Raw genomic sequence first — 13746 nt, 5'->3', positions numbered from 1 at the left:
CCTTCTGGTTAGACGAACATCGCCAATACAAGCGTACCGAGAAGACCGACAACCGAGGCAATACACGTTGCAACCGTATAAGTTGCATACATCGCTCCCATCGGAATACCGACACTTTCCTTCACGAACCAGAAGCCCGAGTCGGTCACGTGTGAACCACCAATGGCACCTGCGCCAATCGCAATAGCAACAAGAGCCGGATCCAGATCAGGATGCATGCCGAGAACTGGAAGAATAAAACCGGCAGCAGCCATCATGGCAACCGTTGCACTACCAAGTGCAAAGCGCATGATAAGAGCAATCAGCCAAGCCATAATCAGTGGGCTGACTTCAATCTGCTTCATGACAACTTCGAGGGCTGCACCTGTGCCACTATCGATGATGATCTTGTTGAACGAACCAGCGGCACCGATAACCAGAAGAATGGAAGCCATCGGAGCCATAGCAGACTCACTGGCCTTACCAAGCTGATCCCAGCTGAAACCACGGTTCAGACCAAGCAGGACGTAACCAACGGCAGAGGAGATGAACAGGGCGATCATCGGTGTACCAATAAAGTTGACGTAGACCATGTAGTCAGGTGGGTTGGCCTTATCGATCATCAGCTCAAAAATGGTTTTGTTGATCATCAGCAGCAATGGCAGCAGAATGACGAACAATGTCCGGCCAAATGGTGGCAGTTCTGAATCCTGACGTGGCTTTGCATCTGCATAAGCACCGGAAATCTGAACATCAAACTTCTTGGCAATAAACTTACCATAGATCGGGCCAGCCAGCGCAGCAGCCGGAACACCAACGATCAGACCGTAGAAAATGACCTTACCAACGTCTGCATTGAGCGAACCGGCAATAGCCATTGCAGCTGGGTGCGGAGGCACGATGCAGTGAACGGTCAGAAGACCGATAATCATTGGCAATGCAACCTGAATAACTGGCATCTTTGCTTCACGGATAACCGAGAACATCAGAGCAATCAGCAGGATGATACCGACCTGGAAGAATACTGGAATACCGCAGATGTAACCGACAATCAGCATGGCCCAGTGTGCTTTTGACTGCCCAAGGAAATTGATCAGAGTACGGGCAAGGCGTTCTGCGCCACCCGAAATCTCCATCAGCTTACCCAGGATTGCACCCAGCGCCAGAATAGGCGCCAGAAAGCCAAGCGTCCCGCCAAGACCTGTCTCAAATGAAGAAACGATTTTTGGCAAAGACATGCCTTGCGTCAAAGCAAGGAACAAGCAGGCCGTCATCAACGACCAGAAAGCGTGTATCTTGAAATAGATACACATCACAACAACGATACCGATTGCTAGACCCAGCATCGACATAGAGTAACCTACGTCCATTTTCCCCTCCAAGGCTACCAGTGCCGATTACCCGGACTGGCTGAGACGCTCCAAAAAGTATTTTTCTCTGTTAAATTGCAGCAGAGAAAAGATCATAAGTTTCTGATTTATTTAATGCATCGTACAATCTCTTCTTACGATGCATTACGGTTTTGTACTTATTCACCGCCTCAGTCTGCGGTTCAAAAATACGGGGCTCTGAAGTGACAATGCCTTCAAATGCACGCGTATAATCGCTGTAGATACCCATCGACACACAGGCACTCATCAAGGCGCCAAGAGACGATGCCTCGTTATTTTCGTAACGAATGACGCGTTTGTTAAAGACATCGGCCTGTATCTGGTTAAAGGTATCAAGAGTGGTCAGCCCACCTGCAACGCTAACGCGCTCAACAGGAACACCAAGGCTTTGCAGCAACTCAAGGTTATGACCAATCTCAAGCGAAATGCCCTCAATAACCGCACGTGCCATATCCGCACGTCTGGTTGCCATGGTAATGTTGAAGAACATGCCCTTGGCGCGTGGGTTCCAGTAAGGAGCTGCACTACCCTCAAAGTGCGGTGGCATCATTACACCATTGGCACCAATCGGAGAGCTTTCAGCCTCTCTGTTCATGATGTCATAGGCATCTTCTGTATCTGGATAAAAGTTTTCCTTAAACCAGCGATGCACTAATCCAGTTGTAAAAATACCAGCTTCAACAATCCATTTGCCCGGCATAGCAGAGGCACTGCACAAGGTTGTGCAGTCAGGATGGAAGTGTGGCTGTTCAGCATAGGCAATCACGAATGAGCCTGTACCGGTATTTGCTTCAGCTTCACCCGGCCCAAGAATACCTAGTGAAAGCGCAGCACACTGCTGATCACCACCACCCAGATAAACCGGGATACCTGACTTCAGACCAACCTGAGCAGCAAGCTTATCTGTCAGGACATTGACCTGAGACCCCGAAGGAACAAGCTCTGGCAGAAGATCAGTGCTGATGCCGGATGCATCCAGCATGTCCTTATCCCACGCGGATGTTCTGATATTCATCAGCATCGTCCGGCAGGCCTGCGAAACGTCAGTTGCATATTTCCCGGTCAGGAGGAACGCAACATAATCCTGCACACCAATCAGCTTGTGTGCGGAATTAAAAATCTCTGATCTGTTATCCCGTAACCACATCATTTTTGGCACGGAGAAATATGGGTTCACACGTAAGCCGGTACGGTGATACATATCTTGCAGTGTAAAGCGTTCGAGCAACTTCTCGCACTGCTTCAAGGCGCGTTTATCCTGCCACATTACGGCATTATAAAGCGGCTCACCATCACGACTCATCGGAATAACCGAAGCACGCTGTGACGTCACAATAATAGCATCAACAGCAATGCCCTTATCTCCGCAATACTCACCGGCCTTAGTTAGCGTATTGACCAAGGCGCTATTCCAGGTTTGCGGATCCTGCTCGACATCATTCTCATGCCCGAAGATCGAGTCATAGGATTGCCCTGCTCTAAACAGCAGATCACCCTTCTCCGTATAGAGCATCGATTTCAGACTTGATGTTCCGACATCAACAACTAATACATGCTGCATGCCACTCATACCCCATATAACTGCAGCGCTATTATTGGCGCATGCATTATTCGCGGTTGCGGGTTTCCCCACACTGCAGATCATGCCTACCGGTTACCCGGCAGGCATGGCTTTACTTATTTATTCTGGAAGAATTCCATGTACTTCTTGACCACCTGCTTGATGTAGGAAACCTCTTCAAGGCAGAGTTTGGACAAGTGGACTTTATCGTTTGCAGCCAGATATTTTCTGACATTATCAATCGTGTGAACGGAGATTTCCGTATTCACGTTGATCTTGGCAATACCATTGGCAATGCATTCACGAATGATAGCTTCAGGTGTACCTGAGCCACCGTGCAGAACGAGTGGAATATCAACAACAGCTGAAATCATCTTGAGGCGATTGACATCAACCCGCGGCTCACCGGCATACATGCCGTGTACGGTGCCGATTGATACGGCGAGCGCATCAATACCGCTTTCACGAACCATCTCTACGGCTTCATCAGGTGAAGTATAGATTTCAGTTCCGTCTTCCTCGTTGGAGTCTTCGCCCTTGGCGATACCACCAAGCTCAGCTTCAACACCAACGTTTGCAGCATGGGCCATCTTGACGACCTTGGCTGCATTGGCGAGGTTCTCTGCAAAAGGCAGCGCCGAACCATCATACATGACAGAGGTGAATCCGACATCAATTGCCTCTTTAATCACATCAAGAGACTTGCAGTGATCAAGGTGAAGAACAACCGGAATATCAGCATCTTCTGCCATGCTGCGTGTCAGAGCAGCAACGTCCTTCAATCGCATGTTCGGCATATAGCTTGCACCGAAAGCAACGATTGTCGGCAGCTTCATTTCAATGCCTGTTTCAACAACACCACGGATTGTTTCCGAGTTGTAGACATTGAATGAGCCAATGGCGTAGCGGTTACGTCTCGCGTCTGCGAGAGCTTTCTGTAATGGAACGAGCATTATTTTACTCCCGCAAGCCAAGCCTTGAACTCTGGGTTTTCAAGGACTTCACGGTTGATGATAAAGCGAGCCTGTTCACCCTTCAGGAACTTGGCGATATCTTCCATCAGAAGGTCTGGTGAACGTGTCAGGGCTTCGCGGGTTGTGCCAGCAATATGCGTGGTCAGCGTGACATTATCGAGTTTTGGGAACTCACTGTCTGCCTTGAGCGGCTCATCAGAGAACACATCAAGACCAGCACCTGCAATCTTGTTTGCCTTAAGAGCAGCAATCAGAGCAGCTTCATTCACAAGACCAGCACGGGCAGTATTGATCAGGTAAGCTGTTGGCTTCATCAGGCTGAGCTCATGCTCACCAACGATACCCTTCGTTGCTTCGCTCATGCGGGCGTGCAGAGAAACGAAATCTGCTTCACGGAACAGGGTGTCCTTATCAACCAGACGACCACCAAATTCCTTGACAACTGCTTCATCAACGAATGGATCGTAAACAGCCAGCTGAACGCCAAAACCGGATAGCTTCTGGGCGACAAGACGACCAATGTAACCAAAACCGATAAGACCAACGACCTTATCCTTCAGCTCAGGAACCCATTCCGAATTGCTGAACTTCTTACGCCATTCACCATTCATAATGGAGTAATGTGCACGAGCCATGTTGCGGGATTCACAGAGCATCAGGCCAACTGTGAAGTCGGAAACAGCGTGTGCATTACGGCCTTCAATATTGAATACCAGAATGCCGCGCTTTGTGGCTTCTGCAACGTTGACGTTCTCAAGACCAGCTCGGGCTACACCTGCAATGCGCAGATTAGGCATTGCATCCATGACCTTGGATGACACAGGAACGAAGAGGCCAGCCAAAAGCGAAGCATCCTTACCTTCCTTGGCAACGATCTCTGGAACAACTTCAATCTCAGGGCCCTGCTTTTCAACGGCCAAGCGGCGTTCCTGAAGCTTAGGATAGTCTTCTTCCCAGTTGCCCATCTTCACATCAGAGAAGTAGGCACCAAGGTTTTTACGGGCGGCCTGTTCGAAACCATCACCCATGATCATAGCATCACCAACAACAACAGCTTTCAAATTCGACATTATTTTTTCCTTTTCTTTCTCTGGGGTAAGGCCGTTGAAAATTCTGCCCGGCCTTCCCCATATTCGGTGAAATATTATCTGTTCTTTCTGAAGTTACCGGCGTATTCAGAAGCCAGACGGATGGCTTCAATCATTGAAACCGCACTGGCCTTACCCTTTCCGGCAATATCAAAAGCTGTCCCGTGATCAACGGAGGTCCGCAGGAATGGCATTCCAAGGGTCAAGGAAATGGTCCGTTCAAAATCGACCATCTTTGTCGCGATATGACCCTGATCATGGTAGAGCGAGAGAACTGCATCCCATGCCCCTTTCAGGGCAAAGTGGAATACTGAATCTGCAGGATTCGGGCCAGATACGCGGTAGCCTTCAGCTTTAGCCGCTTCAATGGCTGGCTCAATCTCATCGACCTCTTCACGGCCAAACAGGCCATGTTCGCCAGAATGCGGGTTAAGACCAGCAACAACCATTGAAGGGTTTTCAAGACCAAGCTGCTTGAGAGACGCCGTGCAACGACGGATATAGTCGAGTACACGTTCTTTCTTGACCGCCTTACAGGCATCAATCAACGACAGGTGACGTGTCAGGAAGAAGACACGCAGAGAATGAACCTGGAACATGGTCAGCGGGTCTTTTGTGCCTGTCAGTGAACCAAGGATTTCAGTATGTCCAATGAAGGGAACTTTGGCAGCTTTCAACGACTCTTTATTGATCGCCGTTGTTGCCATTGCGTCAACGACACCGGCATTGCTGAGCTCAACAGCTTTCTCAATATATTCGAATGAAGCCTGACCACATTTGGCACTAATGACGCCATACTCGAGCGTGTTAATATCAATATTATCAATATTGACCAGGTTCAGAGCATTCTCTTTCACCTCATCACGCAGTTTGGCTGCATCGCCACTCAGGATGTTGAAAGCAGGAGAAACCTTCATCAATTCTGCAGCGCGGCGCAATACGCCTTCATTACCAACAACGACAACAATCGCATTCTTTTCAACGGATGCGTCGTTAATTGATGCTGCAACAATCTCTGGGCCAATGCCTGCCGGATCGCCCATAGGTACACAGATAATCGGTTTCATTATTTGGTCTCGCCTTCCAATGGTCTCGTCTGAGTTGAAATTTTTGCAAATAAATAATTGACGCAGTGCACAATGCTTTCACTGTCGCCAACAAAGCCGCCCTTGGTCACCATTGGCATATTGGGATACTTCCCACCAATCAGGCGGCCATATACGGCAAGCGGCAGAACTTCGTCACGGACAGAGAACCCACTTGCTTCCAGCTGGCGCGTAACCGACATGGTTACCTCACCACCAGAACTGTAGATTCCGCCGAGGCGTAAGGATTTTTCTTTCAAAAGGAGTTCTGCGATTAATGAGAGGCCTTTATTGATACGCTCTGAAGCCTCTTTCAGAGAGATGCCGTTCTCACGAGCCATATCCTCAATTGAGTGGACATCATCAGGCTGTTCAACAGTGCAGACACCATAGACTTCTGCCTTACCAGCCTCAGCAACAACCTTTTGAACAGCCTCGCGAATTGTGTCATCGCGCTTATAAAGATTGACGAGCAGACGGCCATCAACTTTGACGATTGCGCATTTGCGAGCCAGACGAAGTTCATCCATCTGACGGCGAATGAGGTCTGTTGTGCTTCCAACAATAACCAGAGCATTGTCTTCGAGCTCATGACGTGCACGAACAGGTACGCGTGCATCAGCCATGGCTGCTGTAAACGGACCCGGATCAACTGCAAGAACCGGGTAAGAAACGGACTTTACAGCCTGAGCAATAACCGTAATTTCTTCATCAAGAACCGCATCACAAGCAACAATGCGGACACCTTCACGTCTCTGCCGTTCAATCTCCTCAGTGACCATAGCTGGACCCTGAGCAATTGTATCAAGAGAGATGTAACCAATTAGCAGATCCGTCTGCTCAGCAATAATTGCGACATAACGGGATGTGGTTATCGGGCGGATTGGATCTTTCGCAATTGGGGATTTCTCAAGCGGAATACCATTGACGATGAGGTAACCACCAACTGCAACACGACGCGAAGACGGGAATGCCGGTACAACAACAGCAACAGACGGCTCTTCGTAGCGCCCGCTCTCATCCATAACCTTGAGAGCTTCTTCAATTTCACTACCGACATTACCACGCATCGTACTGTCGATACGCTTGGAAACAACGGCTGGGTTATCACATGTTAAAAGAAACTTGAGCCCTTCAGAAACACGTTTAACAGCCTGCTCGACAGGTACAAGGCGGCTATCCGTATTCACACAGACAGCGTCATAATTATTGAAGTCCTCTTTCGTCCACTTGCTCATGTCCAGACATGTGACAGCTGAAAAACCCTTTGCTGCCAAAAGAGAGCCATTGGCATTCGCCCCTGTCAGATCATCCGCTATGATTACAATCTTACTCACAACTGACCCCTTTTCTGCCTTGTTCTGGCACCCTCAATTAACAATCAGCAGATTACCTTCGGCACCTGCAATGTCTTTGCGGGCCTTTGCTGACAGCCCGTCATCTGTGATAATTCCGTCAAAGTCTGAAAGCGGTGCAACACTCCATGGATTGCACGTGCCGTATTTTGTTGAATCCACAAGCAGATATGTTTCACTCGCTTGCTGCATAATTGTTCTTTTGATTTCCTGCTTGGCAATACTGCTGCTGGAGACACCCTTGCTGGCATCCCATGTTGCAATACCAACAAATGAAATGGCTGCATTTGTTTCACGCAGGACATGAGCCGCTTTTGAATCGAGCAGGCTGCGTGTTTCAAGATCAACCTCTCCACCCGGAATGAATACTTTCACGCTTGGCGATTGGGCCAGAAGTAACGCAATTTGTAAGTCAGGGGTAACAACCGACAGCTTTCGCGACATCAACAGTCTGGCAAGCTCAAGCGTTGTAGTGCCAGCATCCAGAATAACAATGCTATTATCCGGAACAAGTTCGGCGGCTCGTTTAGCAATCAACTTTTTAAGCGGAACATTGACATCAACCTTCTGCGCATAAGCCAGTTCACCATACATGAACCCGGCAGGGACAGCGCCCCCATGCGTGGGAGAAAGGATATTCTGTTCAGCCAATATTTTACGATCACGACGAACCGTTATTGCAGACACACCAAAGCGCTCCGCAAGCGTCTGAACATCAGCGCCATCATTTTCTTCAATAAAGCGAGCCATCGCGGCTCTGCGCTGAATTCCGTCCATCGACCCCTCGATTACCGGATTGCAGAAAATTGTTCATCATTGATCATTTTTGATCAAAATTGATTATTTGATGATAAAACTGCCCCGTCAAGGACAAAAAGACTCAAAATCGATCTCTTGCTGTCATCTTTAGTATTATGACTTTATGAAACTCAAAAGATTCAGGGTATTTTTCATAGTTTTCTTATTACGAGCTTGACGGTGGATTATTTCCGGCAACTATAAGCGCCTTAGCAAAAAGCAAACAATTCTAGCAGGAACTTTATGTCCAAACCGGCAACATCCGTGACATCCCTCTGGGACAGCCCATACGCAATTCTTGTTGCAGCAGCAGCAATGTGGGGTGCAAACACGTTATTCAGCCGGTTGGCTGTCAATGAAGTTTCTCCGATGCTACTGACCTTATTTCGCTGGCTTGCCGTTTGTGCCGTCATGTGGCCGATCTCAGCCAGAGAGCTCCCGAAATACTGGCCCTTACTGAAACCGCAGATCATCAAGATCAGCATCATGGGGATACTCGGTTTCACAGGCTTCAATGCCTGCATTTATGCAGCTGCCTACCACACGACAGCCGTAAACATATCGATCATTCAGGGATCATTACCGATCATGGTCATGCTGGGAGCCGTCATCCTCTATAATGTGCGCATTGGCTGGCAACAGATTATTGGTATCCTCATCACCTTATCAGGCGTCGCCATTATTGCTTTGCGGGGCGACTTACAGACTTTGCTGAATATGGATCTCAATATTGGTGATCTGTACATGCTGCTGGCATCACTGTTTTATGCCATCTTCACACTTGGCCTCAGAGATAAGCCCAAAGTCCCGGGCCTTCTTTTCTTTGCCATTCTCTCAACAGCAGCACTGATTGCCTCTCTGCCGCTGGTTGCTTATGAATATCTGAATGGCACTTTCATCTGGCCATCTCCTAAAGGATGGGCCGTTTCTGCGGCCATCATTATCTTCCCGTCCTGTCTGGCACAGATATTCTTCATTCGTGGCGTCGAGATCATAGGCCCGGCACGTGCCGCCCTATTCATCAATCTCATCCCGGTTTTTGGAACGGCATTTGCGATTGGGTTTTTACGCGAGCCTTTTACGATAATCCAAGGCCTCGGTTTGCTTATGGTTCTAATCGGCATCTGGTTATCTGAGCGCAAATCCTAAGATACGATTTGTGGGTACCAAAACTCATCCTTTTTGGTATCTGCAGAACTGATCTTCAGAAAAACTTTCCGCGGCAAAGCTGTTAAACGCATAGCATGTTTAAACCTTTGAGCCTGCCACTTCATTTCTTGAAAAACCCATATATCATTTTGCTTGTTGCAACTGCGATGTGGGGAACCAGTACGCTGTTCAGCAGAATGGCCGTGGGTGAGATATCACCCATGTGGCTGATATTCATCCGATGGCTCGGAACCTGTCTGATTACATGGCCGCTCATCGCCAAAGACTTACCCACTTATTGGCCAGAACTCCGCCCCCAGTTTTTAAAACTTTGCCTGATGGGAATGCTTGGCTTCACGGCATTTAATGCCTGTATGTATATTGCGGCTCACCATACGACAGCTATCAATATTTCGATCATTGTCGCTGCCCAGCCGATCATCATTCTCATGGGGGCAAGTCTTGTTTTCAGAACCCCTATCAATCTCTATCAGATTTTAGGGATACTCATTACTCTGCTTGGTGTTGCAGCAATCGCCAGTAAAGGTAACCTTGAAACCCTGCAGAAAATGAACTTCAATTTCGGCGATCTGTTCATGCTGCTTGGGCTGGTATTCTACGCTCTATACGCTTTGGGCCTGCGTAACAAGCCTGCCGTTCCGGGGATGGTTCTTTTAGGCGTTTTATCGGCCATGGCCTTGGTGACTTCACTCCCGCTTGTTGTCTATGAGGTTATCGAAGGCAACTTCTTCTGGCCGACGATCAAGGGCTGGAGCGTCGCAGCTGGGATTATTCTCTTCCCATCATTTCTGGCCCATATCTGCTTTATCAGAAGCGTAAGCATGATTGGGCCGGAACGGGCTGCACCATTTTTCAACCTTGTGCCATTCTTCGGCACAGCATTTGCCGTTGTCCTTCTGCGTGAACAACTGAGCCTTATTCAGATATGCGGTCTCGCTCTCATTCTGCCCGGTGTCTGGCTGGCAGAAAGGTTTACCTCATCCAAAAACAGAGATTAGCGGGCCAATTCTCTAAGGCCGAGGCGGATCAATGTCTTGGCCTCAGCCTCCTCACCTGCCTGCTTTAATGCGGCAGCAACAGCCGCAGAAGCTTGAGCACGTGGGTAGCCAAGATTAACAAGGCCAGAGACAGCATCAGCAACGGCATGCGAGGCCGTATTTTCTTCAAGAGAATCTGACAGACGAACAAGCGCCGGATCAACATTCGAGAATGCAGGTGCCTTATCTTTCAGTTCAATGCAGATACGCTGTGCCAGTTTTGGGCCAACACCCGGGGAACGGGCAATGGCATGCTTATCAGCCGTTGCAATGGCTGTTGCTAGTGCACCGGGGTCAAGCACTGACAGGATAGCAAGCGCAACTTTCGCGCCAACACCCTGTACGGACTGCAACAGGCGAAACCATTCACGATCATTATCAGACAGGAAGCCGAACAAACGGATGGCATCTTCCCGCACCTGTGTTTCAATAGAAACAACAGCAGCTTCTCCAACGGGTGGAAGACGCTGCAAGGTCGTAGAGGAACACTGGACGACATAACCAACGCCATGAACGTCAAGAATAATGTAATCCTCACCGTAGCTATCGATAACGCCCTTAAGTTTCCCGATCACGAACTTTTCCTGTCATTGGCTGCCTTGAGGGCAGAATCAGATGTGAAACTAGTATCTATCATGCTTCTGACATGACATCAGAAAAATCATTGGTCGTTCTTTTTCTTCATCAAGAGCTGGAAGGGTTGCAATCTGTTCAGCAGATGGCCCCCATTCGACCAGACGTTTCACCATGAAACCGGCAGAAACCAGCAGATCAATATAAGTGCCTAATGTGCGGTGCTGCTTGATAACACCTTCAGCCATCCAGTTTGAAACCCGTTGACCTTCAAGTTGATAGTCATTAACTGGCCATGATTTTCTACCGGAATTATCAATGGTCCAATCCGGACTTGAAGGCGCCGTAAAAATGGGATGTTCTGCCGAAAATATAAAGTATCCGCCTGATACAAGAGAGGCGAGAATCGTCTTAAGAACACCTTGCAGGTTTTCGAGATAATGAAGCGTTAAAGAGCTGTAGACCAGATCATAGCTATTTTCAGGTAAAAGCAATGTCTCCAGATCCTGACGGCTGTAAGTAATACCATCAGCCCCCATCTGATGCGCTTTTTCAAGCATCTTCTGTGAGACATCCAGACCGAGAATCTGGGAACTCCCCATATCTCTGGCATATCGGCAGAACCAGCCATATCCACATCCAAGATCAGCAACACGTTTACCCTGAAGCTCGGGCAACAATGACAGCATCACAGGCCATTCCGGAGCACCATCATGCCCATACTTTGAGCGAGGCAAATCTGCATAGTTTTTGAAGAAAACCTCATCATCATAGATATTCTGGGTCATGATCTACCTTTCAGAAACGGCCTCTTACATGTCGCTCTTTATTTGCGTTTTAATTTATAAGTCAGAGCCATCTTAATGCAGATTGCCAAAACATCAGCAGGTAACGCCTTTACAGGGTCAAGAACGATAGCGCGGTTCTTTTCGTATTTCAGTTCTGGAAAAAGCTCTCTGAATGTCTCAACAAGTGTTGTCTGACAATGAAAGAAAACCGCAACGGAACTATCCCCAAAACGATCAAGACGCACGGTTGTGCCAGAACCTGTTTTTTCAGTCAGATAACTTGGCTGTGACCATTTCAAAACCTCGGAAAGCGGCCCAACACCTTCGGTTTCAGCAGCCACCTCAAAAATGATTTCCCTGAGTGCGAGCAAAGCCTTTCGAAACTGTTGCGGGTATGCGTTGAAAACAGCCTCAACAGTTGCATCCTCAAATGCTCTCATCTCTCAAAGTCCCTTCGCAAGTGCCCTCGCCTTGCGATGATGGGCATGGGTAATGGCAATTGCCAGAGCATCAGCAGCATCAGGGCCGTTATAGGTAGCTTTAGGTAGTAATACCTTGATCATTGCCTGTATCTGCTGTTTGTCAGCATGGCCTGAACCGACAACGGTCTTCTTCACCATATTGGCTGAATATTCACCGACAGAAATACCATGAAGTGCAGGAACCAGCAGGGCAATACCACGTGCATGCCCTAGCTTCAGCGTTGCCTGAGCATCTTTATTGACGAAGGTTTCTTCAACAGAAGCCTCATCGGGCGCATATGCTTTGATGATCTCTTCAAGCCCATCATGAAGCTCCCGCAGGCGTTCTGCGAGAGGAGCTTTATCGTTCGAGATAATTGTTCCGCAACCGAGGTAAGATAATCTTGTTCCCTCGGTGACGATAACCCCCCAACCGGTACGGCGTAAGCCAGGGTCTACCCCTAAAATACGGATGGGAGGCTCAGCCATAACTATCTTTGCTTAGCCTGCCATCTTGGCAAGAAGGGCTTCCGACAGATCGAAGTTGACATAGACGTTCTGGACGTCATCGTGATCTTCGAGTGTTTCCATGAGACGAACCAGCTTTTCACCTGTCTCATCATCAACAGCAATGCTGTTCTGTGGCTTCCAGATCAGCTTGGAGGCTTTCGGTTCTCCAAACTTTTCTTCCAGTGCCTTGCTGACTTCGTTCAAGGATGTCTGCTCACAATAGATTTCGTGAACATCATCTGTTGAGGCAACATCATCAGCACCGGCTTCTAGTGCCGCTTCAAACATTGCTTCTGCATCAGCAACAGAGGCATCAAACTCAATGTAACCAACGCGATCGAACATGAAGGAAACAGCACCTGTTTCAGCCATATTGCCGCCGCTCTTTGTGAAGTAAGAGCGAACGTCAGACGCCGTACGGTTACGGTTGTCTGTCATGGCCTCTACGATCAGGGCCGTGCCACCTGGGCCATAGCCTTCATAACGGATTTCTTCGTAGTTATCACTATCACCACCTGTTGCCTTGGAAATCGCGCGCTGGATATTATCCTTCGGCATATTCTCAGCACGTGCCGCCAGCATAGCGGCACGTAGACGTGGGTTCATGGCGGGGTCAGGCGAGCCCAATTTGGCAGCAACCGTGATTTCACGTGCCAGCTTGGAAAACAGTTTTGAACGGGCAGCGTCTGCGCGGCCCTTGCGATGCATGATGTTCTTGAACTGTGAATGCCCTGCCATGGGTAATAGTCTCCGCTCCGGAAAGCGGTTTCGCTACCGGGTCCGCCCCTAATGGGATCGGCTACAAAACCACTCTATATTGATAGATAACGGATTACTTATATGCTCTGAAACGCGTCTCGCCAAGTGGAAGAGACAAAACAGTTGTATTTTTCAGTCAGTTGGCCGTTAAAAAACCCAAAAATCACGAAAAAATAGGGATACAGATTTGCGATAGTGCCTTTTATTTGTAGTAAAG

Annotated in this window: 14 protein-coding genes; 2 read left to right on the top strand and 12 right to left on the bottom strand. The window is 48.5% G+C overall.

Annotated elements, in window-relative coordinates; genetic code table 11:
- Window positions 1-8 precede the first annotated feature (8 nt).
- The 7 genes from WJT86_RS09145 to WJT86_RS09115 all read right to left on the bottom strand — a co-directional run bounded on the left by WJT86_RS09145 (window position 9) and on the right by WJT86_RS09115 (window position 8210).
- Window positions 9-1349 (bottom strand): GntT/GntP/DsdX family permease, encoded by a 1341-nt coding sequence (locus WJT86_RS09145; RefSeq protein ID WP_346337260.1) that lies wholly within the window; start codon window positions 1347-1349, stop codon window positions 9-11.
- A 70-nt stretch (window positions 1350-1419) separates the two neighbouring features.
- On the bottom strand, window positions 1420-2931 hold the full coding sequence (locus WJT86_RS09140; protein WP_346337259.1) for an FGGY-family carbohydrate kinase: 1512 nt from the start codon (window positions 2929-2931) through the stop codon (window positions 1420-1422).
- A gap of 116 nt (window positions 2932-3047) precedes the next feature.
- Window positions 3048-3884, bottom strand: coding sequence for a class II fructose-bisphosphate aldolase (locus WJT86_RS09135; RefSeq protein ID WP_346337258.1), 837 nt, complete (start codon window positions 3882-3884; stop codon window positions 3048-3050).
- Entirely contained in the window at window positions 3884-4975 is a 1092-nt protein-coding gene (locus WJT86_RS09130) for a 2-hydroxyacid dehydrogenase (protein WP_346337257.1), read from the bottom strand. The genes WJT86_RS09135 and WJT86_RS09130 overlap by 1 nt, the downstream gene beginning before the upstream one ends.
- Before the next feature lie 74 nt (window positions 4976-5049).
- Window positions 5050-6060: a 4-hydroxythreonine-4-phosphate dehydrogenase PdxA gene (pdxA, locus tag WJT86_RS09125; protein ID WP_346337256.1), complete on the bottom strand. Its 1011-nt coding sequence runs from the start codon at window positions 6058-6060 to the stop codon at window positions 5050-5052.
- Entirely contained in the window at window positions 6060-7415 is a 1356-nt protein-coding gene (locus WJT86_RS09120) for a four-carbon acid sugar kinase family protein (RefSeq protein ID WP_346337255.1), read from the bottom strand. Before WJT86_RS09120 ends, pdxA begins: the two co-directional genes overlap by 1 nt.
- 33 nt (window positions 7416-7448) lie before the next feature.
- On the bottom strand, window positions 7449-8210 hold the full coding sequence (locus WJT86_RS09115; protein WP_346337254.1) for a DeoR/GlpR family DNA-binding transcription regulator: 762 nt from the start codon (window positions 8208-8210) through the stop codon (window positions 7449-7451).
- A 264-nt stretch (window positions 8211-8474) separates the two neighbouring features.
- Here WJT86_RS09115 and WJT86_RS09110 point away from each other — a divergent pair, with 264 nt between their 5' ends.
- Window positions 8475-9380 carry a DMT family transporter gene (locus tag WJT86_RS09110; protein ID WP_346337253.1) on the top strand — a complete coding sequence of 302 codons (906 nt, stop codon included), beginning with the start codon at window positions 8475-8477 and terminating at the stop codon, window positions 9378-9380.
- A gap of 95 nt (window positions 9381-9475) precedes the next feature.
- Window positions 9476-10399: a DMT family transporter gene (locus WJT86_RS09105; protein WP_346337252.1), complete on the top strand. Its 924-nt coding sequence runs from the start codon at window positions 9476-9478 to the stop codon at window positions 10397-10399.
- Here the strand turns inward: WJT86_RS09105 and ruvA are convergent.
- Genes ruvA through WJT86_RS09080 form a run of 5 tightly spaced genes read right to left on the bottom strand, consistent with a single transcriptional unit; the run spans window position 10396 to window position 13508 of the window.
- A complete protein-coding gene (ruvA, locus tag WJT86_RS09100; protein ID WP_346337251.1) occupies window positions 10396-11013 on the bottom strand; it encodes a Holliday junction branch migration protein RuvA in 618 nt (205 codons plus the stop codon). The two genes, WJT86_RS09105 and ruvA, sit on opposite strands and share 4 nt — an antisense overlap.
- Before the next feature lie 48 nt (window positions 11014-11061).
- A complete protein-coding gene (locus tag WJT86_RS09095; RefSeq protein ID WP_346337250.1) occupies window positions 11062-11799 on the bottom strand; it encodes a class I SAM-dependent DNA methyltransferase in 738 nt (245 codons plus the stop codon).
- 38 nt (window positions 11800-11837) lie between these two features.
- A complete protein-coding gene (locus WJT86_RS09090) occupies window positions 11838-12239 on the bottom strand; it encodes a DUF1801 domain-containing protein (protein WP_346337249.1) in 402 nt (133 codons plus the stop codon).
- 3 nt (window positions 12240-12242) lie between these two features.
- Complete coding sequence (ruvC, locus tag WJT86_RS09085; RefSeq protein ID WP_346337248.1) at window positions 12243-12749, bottom strand: crossover junction endodeoxyribonuclease RuvC; 507 nt, start codon at window positions 12747-12749, stop codon at window positions 12243-12245.
- Between the two features lie 12 nt (window positions 12750-12761).
- A complete protein-coding gene (locus WJT86_RS09080) occupies window positions 12762-13508 on the bottom strand; it encodes a YebC/PmpR family DNA-binding transcriptional regulator (protein WP_346337247.1) in 747 nt (248 codons plus the stop codon).
- Window positions 13509-13746: the final 238 nt, after the last annotated feature.

The sequence above is a fragment of the Hohaiivirga grylli genome (genome assembly GCF_039655745.1).
Classification (GTDB): Bacteria; Pseudomonadota; Alphaproteobacteria; order Rhizobiales; family Beijerinckiaceae; genus Hohaiivirga; species Hohaiivirga grylli.
The sequence above is the reverse complement of the archived record's forward strand: the minus strand, read 5'-3'. Positions and strand labels throughout refer to the sequence as shown.

Coding starts and splice junctions, on each gene's coding strand:
- WJT86_RS09145 (WP_346337260.1), bottom strand. CDS start 1,349: ATGGACGTAGGTTACTCTATGTCGATGCTGGGTCTAGCAATCGGTATC.
- WJT86_RS09140 (WP_346337259.1), bottom strand. CDS start 2,931: ATGCAGCATGTATTAGTTGTTGATGTCGGAACATCAAGTCTGAAATCG.
- WJT86_RS09135 (WP_346337258.1), bottom strand. CDS start 3,884: ATGCTCGTTCCATTACAGAAAGCTCTCGCAGACGCGAGACGTAACCGC.
- WJT86_RS09130 (WP_346337257.1), bottom strand. CDS start 4,975: ATGTCGAATTTGAAAGCTGTTGTTGTTGGTGATGCTATGATCATGGGT.
- pdxA (WP_346337256.1), bottom strand. CDS start 6,060: ATGAAACCGATTATCTGTGTACCTATGGGCGATCCGGCAGGCATTGGC.
- WJT86_RS09115 (WP_346337254.1), bottom strand. CDS start 8,210: ATGGACGGAATTCAGCGCAGAGCCGCGATGGCTCGCTTTATTGAAGAA.
- WJT86_RS09110 (WP_346337253.1), top strand. CDS start 8,475: ATGTCCAAACCGGCAACATCCGTGACATCCCTCTGGGACAGCCCATAC.
- WJT86_RS09105 (WP_346337252.1), top strand. CDS start 9,476: ATGTTTAAACCTTTGAGCCTGCCACTTCATTTCTTGAAAAACCCATAT.
- WJT86_RS09095 (WP_346337250.1), bottom strand. CDS start 11,799: ATGACCCAGAATATCTATGATGATGAGGTTTTCTTCAAAAACTATGCA.
- WJT86_RS09090 (WP_346337249.1), bottom strand. CDS start 12,239: ATGAGAGCATTTGAGGATGCAACTGTTGAGGCTGTTTTCAACGCATAC.
- ruvC (WP_346337248.1), bottom strand. CDS start 12,749: ATGGCTGAGCCTCCCATCCGTATTTTAGGGGTAGACCCTGGCTTACGC.
- WJT86_RS09080 (WP_346337247.1), bottom strand. CDS start 13,508: ATGGCAGGGCATTCACAGTTCAAGAACATCATGCATCGCAAGGGCCGC.